At 62.4% G+C, this 16,489-nt stretch carries 19 protein-coding genes and 1 pseudogene; 14 read left to right on the top strand and 6 right to left on the bottom strand.

Annotation, left to right across the window (positions count from 1 at the left end; genetic code table 11):
- The first annotated feature begins 166 nt into the window (after positions 1-166).
- From osmF to AC0L2H_RS20145, 6 genes and pseudogenes are all read left to right on the top strand, one after another.
- A complete protein-coding gene (gene osmF, locus AC0L2H_RS20170) occupies positions 167-1,078 on the top strand; it encodes a glycine betaine ABC transporter substrate-binding protein OsmF (RefSeq protein ID WP_473591842.1) in 912 nt (303 codons plus the stop codon).
- Between the two features lie 263 nt (positions 1,079-1,341).
- On the top strand, positions 1,342-2,508 hold the full coding sequence (locus tag AC0L2H_RS20165) for an ABC transporter permease (RefSeq protein ID WP_473591841.1): 1,167 nt from the start codon (positions 1,342-1,344) through the stop codon (positions 2,506-2,508).
- Complete coding sequence (locus AC0L2H_RS20160) at positions 2,505-3,443, top strand: ABC transporter ATP-binding protein (RefSeq protein WP_473591840.1); 939 nt, start codon at positions 2,505-2,507, stop codon at positions 3,441-3,443. The genes AC0L2H_RS20165 and AC0L2H_RS20160 overlap by 4 nt, the downstream gene beginning before the upstream one ends.
- Positions 3,440-4,204, top strand: a complete 765-nt coding sequence (locus tag AC0L2H_RS20155; protein WP_473591839.1) for an ABC transporter permease — start codon at positions 3,440-3,442, stop codon at positions 4,202-4,204. Before AC0L2H_RS20160 ends, AC0L2H_RS20155 begins: the two co-directional genes overlap by 4 nt.
- A 99-nt stretch (positions 4,205-4,303) precedes the next feature.
- A pseudogene (locus tag AC0L2H_RS20150) lies at positions 4,304-4,459 on the top strand (DUF2165 family protein); the annotation flags it as partial.
- A gap of 234 nt (positions 4,460-4,693) precedes the next feature.
- On the top strand, positions 4,694-6,835 hold the full coding sequence (locus tag AC0L2H_RS20145) for a sodium-translocating pyrophosphatase (RefSeq protein ID WP_473591838.1): 2,142 nt from the start codon (positions 4,694-4,696) through the stop codon (positions 6,833-6,835).
- A 91-nt stretch (positions 6,836-6,926) separates the two neighbouring features.
- On the opposite strand, the gene AC0L2H_RS20140 is transcribed toward AC0L2H_RS20145, so the two are convergent.
- A complete protein-coding gene (locus AC0L2H_RS20140; protein WP_473591837.1) occupies positions 6,927-7,451 on the bottom strand; it encodes an outer membrane protein assembly factor BamE in 525 nt (174 codons plus the stop codon).
- A 115-nt stretch (positions 7,452-7,566) separates the two neighbouring features.
- Between AC0L2H_RS20140 and AC0L2H_RS20135 the strand changes: the two genes are divergently transcribed.
- The 5 genes from AC0L2H_RS20135 (at position 7,567) to AC0L2H_RS20115 (ending at position 11,279) form a co-directional block, all read left to right on the top strand.
- On the top strand, positions 7,567-8,109 hold the full coding sequence (locus AC0L2H_RS20135) for a ubiquinol-cytochrome C chaperone family protein (protein WP_473591912.1): 543 nt from the start codon (positions 7,567-7,569) through the stop codon (positions 8,107-8,109).
- An 11-nt stretch (positions 8,110-8,120) separates the two neighbouring features.
- Positions 8,121-8,669, top strand: a complete 549-nt coding sequence (locus AC0L2H_RS20130; RefSeq protein ID WP_473591836.1) for a YceD family protein — start codon at positions 8,121-8,123, stop codon at positions 8,667-8,669.
- A 130-nt stretch (positions 8,670-8,799) separates the two neighbouring features.
- On the top strand, positions 8,800-9,870 hold the full coding sequence (gene plsX / locus AC0L2H_RS20125; RefSeq protein ID WP_473591835.1) for a phosphate acyltransferase PlsX: 1,071 nt from the start codon (positions 8,800-8,802) through the stop codon (positions 9,868-9,870).
- A gap of 9 nt (positions 9,871-9,879) precedes the next feature.
- On the top strand, positions 9,880-10,851 hold the full coding sequence (locus tag AC0L2H_RS20120) for a beta-ketoacyl-ACP synthase III (protein ID WP_473591834.1): 972 nt from the start codon (positions 9,880-9,882) through the stop codon (positions 10,849-10,851).
- Positions 10,852-10,955: 104 nt separating this feature from the next.
- The gene (locus AC0L2H_RS20115) at positions 10,956-11,279 is read left to right on the top strand and encodes an integration host factor subunit alpha (protein ID WP_473591833.1); all 324 of its coding nucleotides are present in this window, start codon (positions 10,956-10,958) and stop codon (positions 11,277-11,279) included.
- Positions 11,280-11,290: 11 nt separating this feature from the next.
- Here the strand turns inward: AC0L2H_RS20115 and AC0L2H_RS20110 are convergent, their stop codons facing one another.
- Positions 11,291-11,419 (bottom strand): hypothetical protein, encoded by a 129-nt coding sequence (locus tag AC0L2H_RS20110; RefSeq protein ID WP_280954147.1) that lies wholly within the window; start codon positions 11,417-11,419, stop codon positions 11,291-11,293.
- Here AC0L2H_RS20110 and AC0L2H_RS20105 point away from each other — a divergent pair.
- Together AC0L2H_RS20105 and AC0L2H_RS20100 are read left to right on the top strand one after the other, a co-directional pair.
- Positions 11,418-11,960 (top strand): MerR family transcriptional regulator, encoded by a 543-nt coding sequence (locus AC0L2H_RS20105; protein ID WP_473591832.1) that lies wholly within the window; start codon positions 11,418-11,420, stop codon positions 11,958-11,960. The two genes, AC0L2H_RS20110 and AC0L2H_RS20105, sit on opposite strands and share 2 nt — an antisense overlap.
- 80 nt (positions 11,961-12,040) lie before the next feature.
- The gene (locus tag AC0L2H_RS20100; RefSeq protein ID WP_473591831.1) at positions 12,041-12,343 is read left to right on the top strand and encodes a hypothetical protein; all 303 of its coding nucleotides are present in this window, start codon (positions 12,041-12,043) and stop codon (positions 12,341-12,343) included.
- A 75-nt stretch (positions 12,344-12,418) separates the two neighbouring features.
- Here AC0L2H_RS20100 and AC0L2H_RS20095 read toward each other — a convergent pair whose 3' ends face one another.
- From AC0L2H_RS20095 to AC0L2H_RS20085, 3 genes are all read right to left on the bottom strand, one after another.
- Positions 12,419-12,694 carry a hypothetical protein gene (locus AC0L2H_RS20095; RefSeq protein WP_473591830.1) on the bottom strand — a complete coding sequence of 92 codons (276 nt, stop codon included), beginning with the start codon at positions 12,692-12,694 and terminating at the stop codon, positions 12,419-12,421.
- Positions 12,695-13,005: 311 nt separating this feature from the next.
- Positions 13,006-13,200: a hypothetical protein gene (locus AC0L2H_RS20090; RefSeq protein ID WP_473591829.1), complete on the bottom strand. Its 195-nt coding sequence runs from the start codon at positions 13,198-13,200 to the stop codon at positions 13,006-13,008.
- Between the two features lie 171 nt (positions 13,201-13,371).
- The gene (locus AC0L2H_RS20085; protein WP_473591828.1) at positions 13,372-13,986 is read right to left on the bottom strand and encodes a hypothetical protein; all 615 of its coding nucleotides are present in this window, start codon (positions 13,984-13,986) and stop codon (positions 13,372-13,374) included.
- A 308-nt stretch (positions 13,987-14,294) separates the two neighbouring features.
- Between AC0L2H_RS20085 and AC0L2H_RS20080 the strand changes: the two genes are divergently transcribed.
- Positions 14,295-14,576: a helix-turn-helix domain-containing protein gene (locus AC0L2H_RS20080; RefSeq protein WP_473591827.1), complete on the top strand. Its 282-nt coding sequence runs from the start codon at positions 14,295-14,297 to the stop codon at positions 14,574-14,576.
- Positions 14,577-14,699: 123 nt separating this feature from the next.
- Here AC0L2H_RS20080 and AC0L2H_RS20075 read toward each other — a convergent pair whose 3' ends face one another.
- Positions 14,700-16,466, bottom strand: a complete 1,767-nt coding sequence (locus AC0L2H_RS20075; protein ID WP_473591826.1) for a tetratricopeptide repeat protein — start codon at positions 16,464-16,466, stop codon at positions 14,700-14,702.
- Positions 16,467-16,489: the final 23 nt, after the last annotated feature.

Raw genomic sequence — 16,489 nt, 5'->3', positions numbered from 1 at the left:
TGTAGCTGACATCACGCTGTCGGGACGAGGCGCGCCCCAATTCACCGCGCCGGAACAAAATTATTGCGTCTGTGCCCCTTGTTATGAAACCGTGTGCCCCGACGGGGCGTTGAGGCCATGCTCATATGCGGCAACCGCATTCCGGTTCACAGCAAGGGATTTCATCATGTTTTCAATCAAGCTTCTGGCCGGCGCGGCACTGGCGCTCGGCATCACAGCTGCCTCCGCCAGCGCCCAGGTGGTGGTGTCGTCGAAGATCGACACTGAAGGCGGTGTGCTCGGCAACATCATCCAGCTGGTGCTGAACGCCAACAACATCCAGACGACCGATCGCATCCAGCTCGGCGGCACCCCCGTGGTGCGCAAGGCGATCATCGCCGGCGAAATCGACATCTATCCGGAATACACCGGCAATGCCGCCTTCTTCTTCGAGAAGGCCGACGATCCCGTTTGGAAAGACGCAGCCAAGGCCTTTGAGACGGCGAAGAAACTCGACTACGACGCCAACAAGATCGTCTGGCTGTCACCATCGCCGGCCAACAACACCTGGGCGATCGCGCTGCGCAAGGAGGTCGCCGACGAGAACAAGCTGGCGACGCTTACCGATTTCGGCAAATACGTCGCCGGCGGGGGCAAGATTGTGCTGGCCGCCTCGGCCGAGTTCGTCAATTCGGCGGCAGCACTTCCGGCCTTCCAGACCACCTACGGCTTCACGCTGAAACCCGACCAATTGATCACGCTCTCCGGCGGCGACACGGCCGCGACCATTGCCGCGGCGGCGAACCAGACCAATGGCGCCAACGCCGCCATGGTCTACGGCACCGACGGCGGCATCGCGCCCTCCGGCCTGGTCGTGCTCGATGACGACAAGGGTGTGCAGCCCGTCTACCAGCCAGCGCCGATCATCCGCGAGGCGGTGCTGAAGGAGCATCCGGAAATCGAGACGCTCTTGAAGCCGGTCTTCGCCAAGCTCGACCTGGTCACGCTGCAGGAACTGAATGGCCGCGTGCAGGTCGGCGGTGAGCCGGTCAAGGGCGTCGCCGAGGACTTTTTGAAGAAGAACGGGTTTTTGAAGTAGCAAGTCCGCGCTGAAAACGTGACGCAGGTGCGAGGCACCCCCCTCTGGCCTGCCGGCCATCTCCCCCTCAAGGGGGGAGATTGGATGTCATCTCGGCTTTCGCCAATCGCCGACATCGAGAAAAATGCGCCGGCATCAAAGCTGCCGATCTCCCCCCTTGAGGGGGAGATGCCCGGCAGGGCAGAGGGGGGTGTCGTAGGGCGCCGGGGCTGTGACATCCGGCTTCAAAAAGCGGCGGCTCTCTCTCGCCGCGCAGGTCCCCGATGACCATCCGCTTCGACAAGCTCGGCGTGGTCATCGCCGCGATCGTTGCTTATACCGCTTTCGCGGCGCCGTTCGCGACCTTCCGGGCCAACCGCATCGTACCTGGCGAGGCGCGCTCGATCCTGGACTCCCTGCCTGCCGCCGTCGGCCCGTTGCTGCTGGCCATCGTGGTTATCGCGGCAATCGTCGCGCTGTTGAAGACGCCGCTCATTCTGCGTCTTGTGGCCAGCGTGGCGGCACTTGCAGCCCTTGCCATCCTGATCGGTGTCGCCGGCGATTTCCTGACACCTGAGGGCAATACCTTCGCGCGCATTTCGCCCGCCTCGGGCTTCTGGCTGCTCATCTTCGCCTTTACGCTCTTGCTCGCCGACGTGCTGACGCGATTGAGCCTGTCGCCATGGGCCCGCGTCGGCGTGCTGGTCCTCGCTGCGCTGGCGATCGGCCTGCTGCTTGTTTCGGGAAGCTGGAACAGCCTGTCGATCCTCAAGGAATACGCCAACCGCGCCGACAGTTTCTGGGCGGAGGGCGCCAAGCATGTGACGCTGGCGCTGGGCTCGCTGGCGGCGGCGGTGGTGGTTGGCCTGCCGCTCGGCATCCTCTGCCACCGCGTCGACAAGTTGCGCGCCGGCGTGCTGAATGTACTCAACATCATCCAGACCATCCCCTCCATCGCGCTGTTCGGCCTGCTGATCGCGCCGCTCGGCTGGGTCGCCACGCATGTGCCCGGCGCGGCTTCTCTCGGCATCCGTGGCATCGGCACCGCGCCCGCCTTTGTGGCGCTGTTCCTCTATTCGCTGCTGCCGGTGGTGGCCAACACTGTGGTCGGTCTTGCCGGCGTGCCGCGCGCCGCCAACGACGCCGCGCGCGGGATGGGCATGACCGACCGCCAGCGCCTGTTCGGCGTCGAGTTTCCACTGGCCTTTCCAGTCATCCTCACCGGCATCCGCATCGTGCTGGTGCAGAATATCGGCCTCGCCACCATTGCAGCGCTGATCGGCGGCGGCGGCTTCGGCGTGTTCGTCTTCCAGGGCGTTGGCCAGACGGCGATGGACCTGGTGCTGCTCGGCGCGGTGCCAACGGTGGCGTTGGCCTTTGCCGCCGCCATCATTCTCGACGCAGTCATCGAGATGACATCCACGAAGCGACGCGAGGTGCAAACGGCATGATCGAGATCGAAGGCATCACCAAGCGCTACGATGCGACGACTGTCGTCGATGATGTGTCGATGCTGATCGAACCGCGCACCATCGCCGTGATTGTCGGCACTTCCGGCTCCGGCAAGACGACGCTGCTGCGCATGATCAACCGGCTGGTCGAGCCGACCGCGGGCGTCATCAAGCTCGACGGCGCCGACAATCGTTCGCTGCCCGGCTACGAACTGCGTCGCAGCATCGGCTACGCCATCCAGGGCCACGGCCTGTTTCCGCACCGCACGGTGGCGCAGAACATCGCCACCGTGCCGGTGCTGCTCGGCTGGGACAAGGCCCGCATCAAGGCCCGCGTCGACGAGTTGATGACGCTCTATCAACTGGACTCCGAGGCGTTCGGGCCGCGCTATCCGCACGAGCTTTCCGGCGGCCAGCAGCAGCGCGTCGGTGTCGCCCGCGCGCTCGCCGCCGAGCCGAACGTGCTTCTGATGGACGAGCCGTTCGGCGCGCTCGATCCGATCATCCGCAACAAGGCGCAGGAGGATCTGCTGGCGATCCAGAAGCGTTTCGGCACCACCATCATCCTCGTCACCCACGACATGGAGGAGGCGGTCCATATGGGCGACAAGATCGCGGTCATGGATGCCGGCAAGCTGGTGCAATATGCCAGGCCGGCCGAGATCCTGGCGAAGCCGGCCAGCGCTTTCGTCGAGACCCTGGTCGGCGCCAGCGAAAAACCGTTCCGGCTGCTGTCGCTCGGCCGCGTGCGCGATGCGGTGGAGAAAGGGACCGCCGAAGGCGAGGCGATCCCCGGCCACGCCAGCCAGCGCGACGCCTTGGCCGAGCTGCTGTGGTCAGGCCGACCGGCGCTGCCGGTGAAAGGCGATGACGGCAAGCCGCTCGGCCGCGTCACCGTGGACGGGCTGGTGAAGCGCGCGGCGAGGCCGGCATGAAGGAGGCCGGTGTAAAAACTTGGCTGCCCTCGCTGCTCAGGCTTGCGCTGGCGGTGTTGCTGGTCGCCTTCGTCACCAATCCCGGCTGGTTCGAACCCCTGTTGAAGCCGCTGACGGAAAACAATGCGCCGGTGATCTACAATCAGGGCAGCCTTTTGACATTGACGCTGCTGCATCTCAGGACCGTGCTGATCGCTACGGTCGCCGCGACCATTGTCGCCGTGGCGCTCGCCATCCTGGTCACCAGGCCGGCCGGCGTCGAATTCCTGCCGCTGTCGCGCAGCCTGGTCAATATCGGCCAGACCTTTCCGCCGGTGGCGGTGCTGGCGCTCGCCGTGCCGGCCGTAGGCTTCGGCGAGAAACCGACGCTGATCGCGCTGTTCCTCTACGGCCTGCTGCCGATCTTCGAGAACGCGCTGACCGGCCTGACGACATTGCCGGCCAATGTCGTCGAGGCGGCGCGCGGCGCCGGCATGACCGGCTGGCAAAGGCTCACCAAGGTGGAACTGCCGCTCAGCGCACCAATCATTCTGGGCGGTATCCGGCTGTCGGTGGTCATCAGCCTGGCTACCGCAACCATCGGCTCGACTGTGGCGGCCAAGACGCTGGGCGAGGTGATCATCGCCGGCCTGCTGTCGAACAATCTCGCCTTTATCCTGCAGGGCGGCCTGATCGTCGCAGCCCTTGCCGTGCTGATCTATGACGGGCTCTCGGCGGTCGAGCGCTATACAGCGCGCAGGATGGGACGCGAGGCACAGTAGTTCTGGATACTCATGCGCGCGCGGGGTGGTCGAGCGTCAGTTCGAGCGTGATGCCCGTCTCTCCGGCAATCCAGCGGCGGCGGATGACCGCGAAATCGTGTCTGGTTCCAGCTCATGGTGGTGGGCGGCGAGTGGTTCGCCATGTGGCAGTCCAGCATCTGGAACGGCCAGCAGAAGGCGTTCATGTTCTACATGACCATGCTGGCGGTGCTGATTTTCGTTATCCAGCCTGACAGCGACCTGCGCAGAAGCTGAGCAAATTCCCGGACGATTCAATCGATATAATCAGGCGGCGTAGCCAATGGGCATGCCGTCGCCTACGGCATTTGGGCGAAAGCCGGGCAAAAACCGAACAATATCTTGACGTTCGCGGCCCTGTTTCGCATAAGCCGATGCGAAGGAGGCGGATTCCGCGCACGGAATCTTGCTTCCCGTCTCAACGGCCCAGGGAGGGGTTCTTTTGGGCCATCAATCGAGGAAAATTAGGCAATGACCATTATTTCCGCCGTCATCGCCTGCGGCCTGCTTTCAGTCCTTTACGCCATCTGGGCGACACGTTCGGTCCTTGCGGCCGATCAAGGCAATGCACGCATGCAGGAAATCTCCGCGGCCATCCGCGAAGGTGCGCAGGCCTATCTGGCGCGCCAATACACCACCATCGCTATTGTCGGCGTCGTGGTGCTGCTGCTAGCCTGGTGGCTGCTTTCCGCCACTGCCGCCATCGGCTTCCTGATCGGCGCGGTGCTGTCGGGTGCGGCCGGCTTCATCGGCATGCATGTTTCGGTGCGCGCCAATGTGCGCACCGCGCAGGCCGCGTCCAACAGCCTCGCCGCCGGCCTCGACATCGCCTTCAAGTCGGGCGCCATCACCGGCATGCTGGTCGCTGGCCTCGCGCTGCTCGGCGTTTCGATCTACTATTTGATCCTCACCCACTTCATGGGTCTTCAGCCCAACGACCGTATCGTCATCGATTCGCTGGTTTCGCTTGGCTTCGGCGCCTCGCTGATCTCGATCTTCGCCCGTCTCGGCGGCGGCATCTTTACCAAGGGCGCCGATGTCGGCGGCGATCTCGTCGGCAAGGTCGAGGCCGGCATCCCTGAAGACGATCCGCGCAATCCGGCCACCATCGCCGACAATGTCGGCGACAATGTCGGCGACTGCGCCGGCATGGCCGCCGACCTGTTCGAAACCTACGCGGTGACCGTCGTCGCCACCATGGTTCTCGGCGCTATCTTCTTCGGTGGCACCGCTATTCTCGGCGCCACGATGCTTTATCCGCTGGCGATTTGCGGCGCCTGCATCCTGACCTCGATCGTCGGCACCTTCTTCGTCAAGCTCGGCTCCAATGGCTCGATCATGGGAGCGCTCTACAAGGGCCTGATCGTTACCGGCCTCCTGTCCATCCTCGGCCTCGCCGTCGCCACCTCCGCAACGCTCGGCTGGGGCGAGATCGGCACCGTTGCCGGCATGGCCATCACCGGCAAGAACCTTTTCATCTGCGGGCTGATCGGCCTCGTGGTGACCGGCCTTATCGTGGTAATCACCGAATACTACACCGGTACCAACAAGCGCCCGGTGAACTCCATCGCCCAGGCGTCGGTGACAGGTCACGGCACCAACGTCATCCAGGGCCTGGCGGTCTCGCTGGAATCGACGGCGCTTCCGGCGATCGTCATCGTCGGCGGCATCATCTCGACCTATCAGCTCGCCGGCCTCTACGGCACGGCGATCGCGGTCACCACGATGCTCGGCCTTGCCGGCATGATCGTCGCGCTCGACGCCTTCGGCCCGGTCACCGACAATGCCGGCGGCATCGCCGAAATGGCCGGTCTGCCCAAGGAAGTGCGCCACTCGACCGACGCGCTCGACGCCGTCGGCAACACCACCAAGGCGGTGACCAAGGGCTACGCCATCGGCTCGGCCGGCCTCGGCGCGCTGGTGCTGTTCGCCGCCTATTCGAACGACCTGAAGTTCTTTGCCGCCAATGGCGATAAATACCCCTACTTCCAGGGCATGGGCGAGATCTCCTTCGATCTTTCCAACCCTTACGTCGTCGCCGGCCTGATCTTCGGTGGCCTGATCCCTTACCTGTTCGGCGGGATCGCCATGACCGCCGTCGGCCGCGCCGCGGGCGCCATCGTCGAGGAGGTGCGCAAGCAGTTCCGCGAGGATCCGGGCATCATGGCCGGCACGTCGAAGCCGAACTATGCTCGCGCCGTCGACCTTCTGACCAAGGCCGCGATCCGGGAAATGATCATCCCGTCGCTGCTGCCGGTGCTGGCGCCGCTGGTCGTCTATTTCGGCGTGCTGCTGATCTCGGGCTCGAAGGCCTCGGCCTTTGCAGCACTCGGCGCCTCGCTGCTTGGCGTCATCGTCAACGGCTTGTTCGTCGCCATCTCGATGACCTCGGGCGGCGGCGCCTGGGACAACGCCAAGAAGTCGTTCGAGGACGGCTTCACCGACAAGAACGGCGTCAAGCACCTCAAGGGTTCCGAGGCGCACAAGGCCTCGGTGACCGGCGACACGGTCGGCGATCCCTACAAGGACACCGCCGGCCCGGCGGTCAACCCGGCGATCAAGATCACCAACATCGTCGCCCTGCTGCTGCTGGCCGTGCTCGCGCACGGCTGAGCTATCAATCAAATAAAAACCCGCCGGAGCGATCCGGCGGGTTTTTTGTTGCCTGATTTCTGATGCCAAGCGGCGAACCGCCGGGCAGGGGTCACGTGCCGGGCGACGATCCGCCGCCCGGGATGCCGGGCGCCAGCTTGCTGGCGCCGTTGATGATCTGGCTGAGGAAGTTCTGGTCCTTGCCGCCGGTCGGCGTGGTGCGCGAGATGAAGTCGAACACCTTGCCGTCCTTCATGCCGTAATTGGCGATCTGGGTGACGCGCCCGTCTTCGCCGAAATACACCGCCAGCACTTTCTGGTCGACCAGACGCGGCTTGTCGAAGGCGACGTAACGCTTGCGTGTCTGCGAAATGTAATAGAAGGCCTCATTGTCGAATGTAGCTGTCGTCGACGGCGTGCCGAGCGCCAACAGAACCTGTTCGCGGCTGGAGCCGACCGGCACTGAGTCGATCGCCTGCTGGTCGATCACATAGCCCTGCGTCAGCGTCTCGCTCGGATTGAGATCGCCGACCATCTTGGACGAATTGCAGGCGGAAAGCGCAGAAGCGACCACCAGCAGCGAAATCATGCCAGCGGGCCTGGGCAGAAAAATCGACTTGAATTTCAGCGCGCGCAACAACAACTCCTTCAAACTGCCGCAACTTGCGCTGGGCCGCAAAACCGGTAAACCAGCTTGCTTGCCGATGCAACAAGGCCAATTCAACAAACGGTCCCCGGGAGACCACCCTCAAATGTTCCAGCGCCTTTTTGGTCGCGAACGTCACGCCAACCGCGCTATCACCGAGGCGCTTTACGCACAAATCGTGGCATCCGCGCGGCAAGCCGTGTTTTATTCCGACTGGAATGTGCCGGACACGCCGCTCGGCCGTTTCGAGATGCTTTCGCTGCACATGTTCCTGCTGCAGCACCGGCTGCGCGATCAGCAAGGCGCAGCCGAAGACGTCGCGCAGGTGCTGATCGACGAATTCTTCCTGGATGTCGAGCATTCGCTGCGGGAACTGGGTATCGGCGACGTCGGCGTGCCCAAACGCATGAAGAAACTGGCGAAGATGTTCTACGGCCGCACCGCCGCCTACGACGACGCCCTCGAACGAAACGACCACGACGCGCTTGCCGCCGCTCTTGCCCGCAATATCAGGCCGGATGCCGGCGCCTGGCCGCAAGCCGCGCAGCTGGCAAGCTATGTGGTCGAGGCCGACAGGCTTCTCGAGCAACAGCCGACCGAATCGATCGTTTCCGGCACGGTGACTTTTCCCGTGGCCAAAGCAGGCTGAAGGAGAGGAAGATGAAACATGCCGACACCCCCAGCCCCGTATCCTTCGTGGCGAACGTCGCCCGCCTGCCGCAAAAGGGCCTGCCGGTGGTGATCGATGCCGATGCCGCGCAGCGCGCGGCACTTGCTGGCGAACATGATCTGCTTTCGGTCGAGAACTACCGCGCCGACCTTCTGGTGACGCCGTGGAAGCGCAACGGCGTCAAGGTCAGCGGCCGCGTCGAGGCCGACATCACGCAGGCCTGCATCGTCACGCTTGAGCCGGTCGAGGCCCATATCGACGAGGCGGTCGAGGCGCTGTTTCTGCCGCAAGAGTCCAAGCTCGGGCGGCAGGGTTTCGAGGAGGGTGGCGAGATCCTGCTCGACGCCGAAGGGCCGGACAGTCCCGAAACTTTTTCCGGCGACACGATCGATGTCGGCGCGCTTTCCGAACAGTTCTTCGGACTGGCGATCGATCCTTATCCACGCAAGCCGGGAGCCTCGCTTGCGGCCTCGGACGAGACCGAGCCGAAGGAAAGCGAATTCCAGCAAAAGCTGCGCTCGCTGCTTGGAAAATCCTGAAAGCGGAGCTGATATTGGAAAAGTCGGTTGTGCGGCAGCCCAAAACCGCTATTTTCGCCGAACCTTCGCGAGCCCCGAACCGTCGCAGGCGCCAGGCGCTCGCTCAAGCAAAACGTGAGATGAATACCGCGTGATCAGGATTTCCATCGATGCCATGGGCGGCGATCACGGACCAAGCGTGGTCATCCCGGCGCTTATGACGGTCGCGACCCGGCGCCCGGACATTCGCTTCGTCATCTATGGTCGTGAGGAGGCGGTGCGTCCCGAGCTCGCCAAATTTCCCAAGCTGACGCAGGTGAGCGAGTTCGTCCATTGCGAGATATCGGTCAGGATGGACGACAAGCCGAGCCAGGCGCTGCGCCATGGCCGCTGGAAGTCGTCGATGTGGAAAGCGGTCGAGGCGGTCAAATCAGGCACGGCCGACGCCTGCATCTCCGCCGGCAACACCGGCGCCCTGATGGCGATGTCGAAATTCTGCCTGCGCACCATGGCGACGATAGACCGCCCGGCGATCGCGGCACTTTGGCCGACATTGCGCGGTGAAAGCGTGGTGCTGGACGTTGGCGCCACCATTGGCGCCGATGCCCATCAACTGATCGACTTTGCGATTCTGGGCACCGGTATGGCGCGCTCTGTTTTCGGCATCGAACGGCCGAGCGTCGGCCTGCTCAATGTCGGTGTCGAGGAGATCAAGGGGCAGGAAGAGGTCAAGGAGGCGGGCCGCATGTTGCGCGAGGCCAACATGGCCTCGATGAACTACCACGGTTTCGTAGAAGGCGACGACATCGGCAAGGGCGCGGTCGACGTGGTCGTCACCGAAGGCTTCGCCGGCAACATCGCGCTGAAGACGGCGGAAGGCACGGTAAGACAGATCGCCGGTTACCTGCGCGCCGCGATGAACCGGACGCTGATGGCCAGGATCGGCTATATCTTTGCCAAGGGGGCCTTCGATCGCCTGCGTGAAAAGATGGATGTTGGCCGCTCCAATGGCGGCGTCTTCCTCGGGCTGAACGGCATTGTGGTGAAAAGTCATGGCGGGGCTGATTCGGATGGCTTCGCGGCGGCGATCGAGCTGGGTTACGACATGGTGCGCAACAATCTGCTCGACCGCATCGAGGCCGATCTCGACCTGTTCCATGCGCGCAATCCGCATGCCCAGACCAACAGGAAATCCGACGTCGTTGCCGACGCAAAGGAATAGGAAAAAGCATTGATCAGATCAGTCGTGCGCGGCATGGGCGCCGCGCTGCCCCGCCGCATCATGAAGAATGCCGATTTCGAAGGCATGGTCGAGACGTCGGACGAATGGATCGCCCAGCGCACCGGCATCCGTCAGCGCCATATCGCGGCCGATGACGAGACCACGGCTTCGCTGGGCGAGGCGGCGGCGCGTGCGGCTCTCGACGATGCCGGCCTGACGCCAGCTGACATCGACCTGATTGTGCTGGCGACCTCGACGCCCAACAACACCTTTCCCGCTACCGCCGTCGAGATCCAGAACCGGCTCGGCATGCATCATGGCTTCGCCTTCGACCTGCAGGCGGTCTGCTCGGGCTTCGTCTATGCGGTGACGACCGCCGATCTTTATATTCGCGGCGGCCTGGCCAAGCGGGTCCTGGTGATCGGCTCGGAAACCTTCTCGCGCATTCTCGACTGGAGCGACCGCTCGACCTGCGTCCTGTTCGGCGATGGTGCCGGCGCCATGGTTCTGGAAGCAGGAGAGGGCGCGGGCAGCATCGCCGATCGCGGCGTGCTGGCGGCGAGCTTGCGCTCCGACGGCACCCACAAGGACAAGCTCTACGTCGACGGCGGACCGTCGACCACCGGAACCGTTGGCCATCTCAGGATGGAAGGCCGCGAAGTTTTCAAGCATGCCGTCGGCATGATCACCGACGTCATCGAAGCGACGTTCTCGGCGGCCGGGATCACCGCTGACGATCTCGATTGGTTCGTGCCGCATCAGGCCAATAAACGTATTATTGACGCTTCCGCCAAAAAGCTCGGGATAGAGGAGCAAAAGGTGGTGGTTACGGTCGATTTGCACGGTAACACCTCAGCGGCATCCGTGCCGCTGGCGCTCTCGGTGGCCGTTGCCGATGGCCGCATCAAGAAGGGTGATCTGGTACTGCTCGAGGCGATGGGCGGGGGCTTCACCTGGGGAGCGGTTTTGCTCCGCTGGTAAGTTCCGAACAGACAGGTTTGGGTCCTTGACCTTGACGGATCAATTACTTAGGCTCTGCCTTTGCTTGTATCGATTTATGTTTTTGAGCTGATGGGACGGTTCGCATGGGGGGAAAGACACTTACGCGCGCCGACCTTGCCGAAGCCGTTTACCGCAAGGTCGGCTTGTCGCGTACCGAATCTGCGGAACTCGTCGAAGCGGTTCTGGACGAAATTTGCGACGCGATCGTTCGCGGCGAGACGGTGAAACTGTCGTCTTTCGCGACATTCCATGTCCGCTCCAAGAACGAGCGCATCGGGCGCAATCCCAAGACCGGCGAAGAAGTGCCGATCCTGCCGCGCCGTGTGATGACCTTCAAGTCGTCCAACGTGCTGAAGAGCCGCATCCTTCGCTCCCACCAGAGCAACAAGGCCAAGGGCGGCAAGTAGCACTCTGTGCTTCAAGGCTTCAGTTGAAAACGGTCGCTCTCTTTGACGCCGGGCTTGAATGTTGTTTCATAAACCGCTGAAATAAGGCATGATTCGGTGAAACTGCCCGGATCGTCGTCCAGCGTGAGGATTTCGCCCATGGACAAGAGCCCCGATGCTTTCCGCACCATCAGCGAGGTCGCCGAAGATCTCGATCTGCCGCAGCATGTGCTGCGTTTCTGGGAAACGCGTTTCAACCAGATCAAGCCGATGAAGCGCGGCGGCGGCCGCCGCTACTACCGGCCGCAGGATGTCGAACTGATCAAGGGTATCCGCCATATGCTCTATGACCAGGGGTACACCATCAAGGGCGTGCAGAAATTGCTGCGCGAGAACGGCAACCATTTCCTGGTCGCCATCGGTAATGGCGACATGGCAGCCGTCGAGGCGATCTCGCAGCGCCGGCAGGCCGATGCGGTGCCGCTGACGCCAGGCGCCCAGCCGCGCGGCGCGGACGACGAGATGCTTGTCGGCCAACCCAAGGTGAAGCCGAGCCGCCGCTTTTTCGGCCTGGGCAAGAGCGAGGAGGAAGGCCCGGTCCAGCCCGACACGTCGAAGCTCTCGCGCGACAATCGCGCGCTGTTGCAGGAAGCGCTGTTCGATCTTCTGGAATGCAAGCGCCTGCTCGATCAGGTGCGCTAAGGGCCGGCGACAGTCTCCCAACCGGAACGGTCTTGGAGGTCATGCGTTACGATTCCTTCTGTAAATGAAGGAACCCTGCCATGGCTTCGCTTTCGAATATCTCTGACATCGACCTTGAAAAGCAGGTCACAGCGCTCTCCAGGGAACTGACGGCGCTGAGGAAAGCGGTGTCCAGACGGGGCGGCGCTTATTACGAGGACGGGCGCGACGCCGCGTCGGACTACTATTCGCACCTTGCCGGCTATCTCGGCGACGCTCTGCCCGCGATCAGGAAGCAAGGCAGGGCGATCGAGAGGACAGCGCGCGATCATCCGGCAACGGCAGCCGCCGTCGGCTTGGTTGTGGTCGGGCTGGTTGCCAGCCTGCTGCTCAGCCGCCGCTAGCTCGATCCGGTCGAGCGCAAAAGAAATGGCGACCGCCCATGCCGGACGGTCGCCGTTTCCATCGGTGACAGTCGATCAGCGAGCGAGCTTGATCTTGCCCTTCGGGTTGACCTTCATGAGCTGGCTGCACTTGCCGTAGACGGTGCCGTTCTTGTCGGTGGCGTCGGTATAGGTGCCCTTGCAGTCCAACTGCAGCACCAGACAGGAGCCCGACCCCTTGCACACCGCGCCGCCGTCGCCGGTGGGGTGCGTGCCGGCGAAGGCCGAGTTCGGCACGGAGACCGAGCCGAAGGCCGAGACGACGATGGCTGCGGCCAACGCGAGGCGCTTGAAGTTCGAGATGTTGGTCATTTGACCATTTCCTTCTCTGGATCGAGGATCGCCCGCTGGCGTCCTCTGGTTGGGGATCGCCTTCTTGGCGTCCATGCCGGTTTAGTGCGGCCCAGAGAGGAAAGGTTCACGCGTCGGTTCGAAAAAAATGGCGTGGTCGATATCGAGGCGGTTTTCGGTGTGGGATTAAGATTCCGCCAGTCGGCGCGCGATAGCACGGCTACTCCCGAAACCTGGTCCATCATGCCGTGTTTGATACGGCAAGACCCTTTGGGAAGACCGGCGCTGGTCGAAAACCCAAGGCCGGCCTTCCCTCTGGGAAAGTCGGCTGCTTATGCCTTCTTCTCCACCACTTTCTTGTGGTGGTGACGATGGTGGTGATGATGGCGAATGTGATGGCGGTGATGATGATGGCGGTAATGCTTTGCATGCAGCGGCGCCGCATCGGCGCTGCTGGCGCCGATGACCGGCATCGAGACGGCAAGTGCGACTGCGAGTCCGAGAGCGGACAGAAGGGACTTCTTCATGACAACGTTTCCTTTTTTGCGCGGACCGCGTTTCAACGCCACTGATTGAAGTCGGTGACTGAGCGCCGCGGCCTGACTATCGCCCCAGAATTTTTCGACAGTTTTTCCGGACTGTAGAATCTTGTTTCTGGATTGTGTCTGACGGTCCCTTCTCCTTGTGGAAACGACCGCTCACATCGGCGGGACGACACCGTTGTTTCCGACCACGACCCGGCTGGCGACCAGCGTGCCGTCGCTGCCGCGCTCGGCGGTGACGAAGACGGTCGCGCCGGGCTTGAGATCCGCCGGTGTCGCCGCGACGAAGGTCACGATTGGCGTCGATTGCGGTATGGCAATTTCTTTCTTCTGGCCATTGTCATAGGTCAGGGTCACCGTCCGGCCATTGACTTCCGTCACGTCGGCGATGGTGCCGTTGGTCATCCGGCTGTTGGGCTGAAGGTCCCATGGCCGATCGCCTTCGCCGGTCCCCTTGAGGGCTGCGGGGAAGATAACCACTTCGAGCGCTCCGCTGCCGCCATCCGCCTTCGCAACCGAAGCGATGCCGACGAAGTCGCCCTGCTTGATATCTTCGGCCGACGCCTTGGCGACCCCGGATATCTTCCAGTTCGTGGGCAGCTTGATGGCGTCGGTGCTGCCTTCCCGTGTCTTCACGGTGAGCAGTGACGGCTCGAAACTGGCCACCGTGCCGCGCACCCGCACGCTATCCGCCGCCTGAGCGGCGGCGATGTTGCTCCCGGCAAAGCCGGAAATCGCGCCGAGCACCACAACAATTGTCTTCAAGTCCATGGATCCGATCCTTTCGAAAGGCTGGCCGGAAATGGCCAAATCGTTGGCAAGCCAACGACAACTGCCTAACGAACGAGCGGCCCAAAACCGTTGAACAATTCGGCGCTCGGCCCTTCAAAACAACTTGATCGCCATGGCATTCCACATCGGCGTCGTGAGATTGGCGCCGACCAGATTTTCGGGCTGGCATCACGATGCCGTGACGGTTTCTTTGGTGCTTGGCAAACTGTCGACAAGAGGGCATTCTCCCGCCCGTCTCAGGCAACAACATGATTTGACAAAAACTCTTTCAGCCCACGGAGTTGCCAATGTCCAATATAGCAAAACGCGATACCTTCTCCGAACTGGCGGCGACCGAGATTGCGCCCGATCACAGCGACCTCAGAGCCATCCGGGAAACCAGGGGATACAGCCTGGAAGAGCTGTCCCTGACATGCGGCCTGTCCGTCAATGAGATCGCGGACATCGAGAGCGGCAGGGATGCCGATCCGTCGAAGCTTCGGCGCATCGCCACGGCGCTTCGGCTGCCGGAAGGTGCGCTGATCAATCCGCCCGTGCAGGCGCAACCTGCGGAAAGTCGATCCGTCTGATAATGGCGACGCCGGGGTCGCTTAAAACCTACCTGCAGCGCTTTTGGTTTTGAAGTTCTTTACGGGACTTCAAATCCAGCGCTGGACCAAATCCAGCGCTGGACATTGGCGCGACAGACCCTGCTACCTTAACCCTGCTTTACGCAGGCCATCGATAAGTAACTCAGTATCCTCCGGGTGTTTGTGCGGGGGAACTTTGCGCCACTGCGCGGTAGTGAAGTTCGGGTGCACCTTCAATAGCTCATGGGCATGCTTCTCCGCGTCTCGAGCGTTCCCGAGATGGGCATGGCTCGCTGCCATAAGCCGATGGCCTTCGGAACCATCCTGCATCTTTTGCAACGTCTCTATCGTTTTTTCATATTCGCCGAGCTGGAAATAGGCATCACCGAGATACCAGAGATAGGAATCCGGGTAGTAAGGGTTGAGCCGCATCGCCCGCTCCAGCAGCTTTACGGACCGCTCCGCTTGACGAACATAGACAAGGCAGTCGCCCATCTCGGCCAGCAGGTCGGCGTCATTGGGATTGAGCTGCAGAGCACGTTCGTAGGCGGCGATCGCTGGATCGTGTTCTTTCTTATAGAGGTGGGCCAAGCCCATCTCCGAATAACCGCGTGCATCGAGATCGTCATGCTGGACGGCCAGGCTCGCCAGGTTTAACGCCTCGTTCAGTGCGCCTTCCGGATCTTTGGTCCACGCGTAGCGCCATTCGACGTTGAACGTCCGCGACAGGGCTGCGTAGCTGCGCGCATAGCGAGGATCAAGATCCCGCGCCTGCTCATAAAGCCGCCTGGCATGCCAATTGCTCTCCGGGCGGAAGCGGAAGCTGAGATCTTGCCCACGCAAGATCATGCCATAGGCATGGATATTGGGATGATTTTGCGATATCAGCCGTCGCTTCTCAGCCATGTCGATATGCACGGCAAGCCGCGACGCGGTCATCGCGGTAACGTCGTCCTGGAAGGCGAAGATGTCCTCGATGCTGCCGTCGTAACGTTCCGACCAGATCGTATGCTCGGTCTGCGCCTCAATCAGGTCTACGGCAATCCGGAGACGGGTGCCTGCACGGCGAAGGCTTCCTGACAGGAGGTAGCGAACGCCGAGTTGATTGGCGATCTCGCGCGGCGATCGCGTCTGCCCCATAACGGCTATTGCCGAGTGCCGCGCGATCACCATCAGGTTGCGGAACCGGCACAGATTGGAAATGAGGTCCGCCGCTACGCCTTGGCACAAATGAAAGTCCGCCGGATCGCCCGAAACGTTCTCGAGCGGCAGGACTGCCACCGAGCTCTCCGGCGCGGAACGCTCGGGCGCAGCAGCGAAGAGCAGCGGCGACGTTCTGGGCACTTCATGAGACAATTCGAAATCGACTGCGAAGACCTCGAGCTCGTCAGCAATGTTTTTCAGCTTTTGCTTGCCCAGCGACCGGAACGAACACTCCGGCTCACTGCGAACAAGTTGGCGAACGGATTCAGCGATGCATATGCCGCGTGGCGCCGCCAGCGATTGGATCCGAGCGGCCAAATTGATGCCGTGGCCGTAGATCGCACCGTCGCTGGCAATCGTCTCGCCAATGGCAATGCCGATCCGATAGGTAATGGGCTCTTGGGCGCCTGACCACACCACCTCGTTGGACAGCTCCCGCTGCATCTCGACCGCGAAATGCAACGCCTGGGCTGCGCTGGGGAACAGAGCCACCAGGCCGTCACCAGCCGTATCGATAACTGTACCGCCATAGTCGCTGACCAGGCCGCGTATGAGATTAAGCGATCGGGTCAGGCGGACAACCGTCCCTGCCTCATCCTGATCCATCAGGCGACTGTAGCCGTGCACGTCCGCGTAGACGATCGCCGACAGCTTTCGATTAAGCATCTCGTGTAGCCTGATGGCCATAAGCCCTCTCGCCCGCGTTGGCG

It is taken from the genome of Mesorhizobium sp. WSM4871 (assembly GCF_055811295.1).
The sequence above is the reverse complement of the archived record's forward strand: the minus strand, read 5'-3'. Positions and strand labels throughout refer to the sequence as shown.

Bases quoted from the DNA above. Each gene is read 5' to 3' on its own strand.
- osmF (WP_473591842.1), top strand. From the start codon at position 167: ATGTTTTCAATCAAGCTTCTGGCCGGCGCGGCACTGGCGCTCGGCATC.
- AC0L2H_RS20165 (WP_473591841.1), top strand. From the start codon at position 1,342: ATGACCATCCGCTTCGACAAGCTCGGCGTGGTCATCGCCGCGATCGTT.
- AC0L2H_RS20160 (WP_473591840.1), top strand. From the start codon at position 2,505: ATGATCGAGATCGAAGGCATCACCAAGCGCTACGATGCGACGACTGTC.
- AC0L2H_RS20155 (WP_473591839.1), top strand. From the start codon at position 3,440: ATGAAGGAGGCCGGTGTAAAAACTTGGCTGCCCTCGCTGCTCAGGCTT.
- AC0L2H_RS20145 (WP_473591838.1), top strand. From the start codon at position 4,694: ATGACCATTATTTCCGCCGTCATCGCCTGCGGCCTGCTTTCAGTCCTT.
- AC0L2H_RS20135 (WP_473591912.1), top strand. From the start codon at position 7,567: ATGTTCCAGCGCCTTTTTGGTCGCGAACGTCACGCCAACCGCGCTATC.
- AC0L2H_RS20130 (WP_473591836.1), top strand. From the start codon at position 8,121: ATGAAACATGCCGACACCCCCAGCCCCGTATCCTTCGTGGCGAACGTC.
- AC0L2H_RS20115 (WP_473591833.1), top strand. From the start codon at position 10,956: ATGGGGGGAAAGACACTTACGCGCGCCGACCTTGCCGAAGCCGTTTAC.
- AC0L2H_RS20105 (WP_473591832.1), top strand. From the start codon at position 11,418: ATGGACAAGAGCCCCGATGCTTTCCGCACCATCAGCGAGGTCGCCGAA.
- AC0L2H_RS20110 (WP_280954147.1), bottom strand. From the start codon at position 11,419: ATGGGCGAAATCCTCACGCTGGACGACGATCCGGGCAGTTTCACCGAA.
- AC0L2H_RS20100 (WP_473591831.1), top strand. From the start codon at position 12,041: ATGGCTTCGCTTTCGAATATCTCTGACATCGACCTTGAAAAGCAGGTC.
- AC0L2H_RS20095 (WP_473591830.1), bottom strand. From the start codon at position 12,694: ATGACCAACATCTCGAACTTCAAGCGCCTCGCGTTGGCCGCAGCCATC.
- AC0L2H_RS20090 (WP_473591829.1), bottom strand. From the start codon at position 13,200: ATGAAGAAGTCCCTTCTGTCCGCTCTCGGACTCGCAGTCGCACTTGCC.
- AC0L2H_RS20085 (WP_473591828.1), bottom strand. From the start codon at position 13,986: ATGGACTTGAAGACAATTGTTGTGGTGCTCGGCGCGATTTCCGGCTTT.
- AC0L2H_RS20080 (WP_473591827.1), top strand. From the start codon at position 14,295: ATGTCCAATATAGCAAAACGCGATACCTTCTCCGAACTGGCGGCGACC.
- AC0L2H_RS20075 (WP_473591826.1), bottom strand. From the start codon at position 16,466: ATGGCCATCAGGCTACACGAGATGCTTAATCGAAAGCTGTCGGCGATC.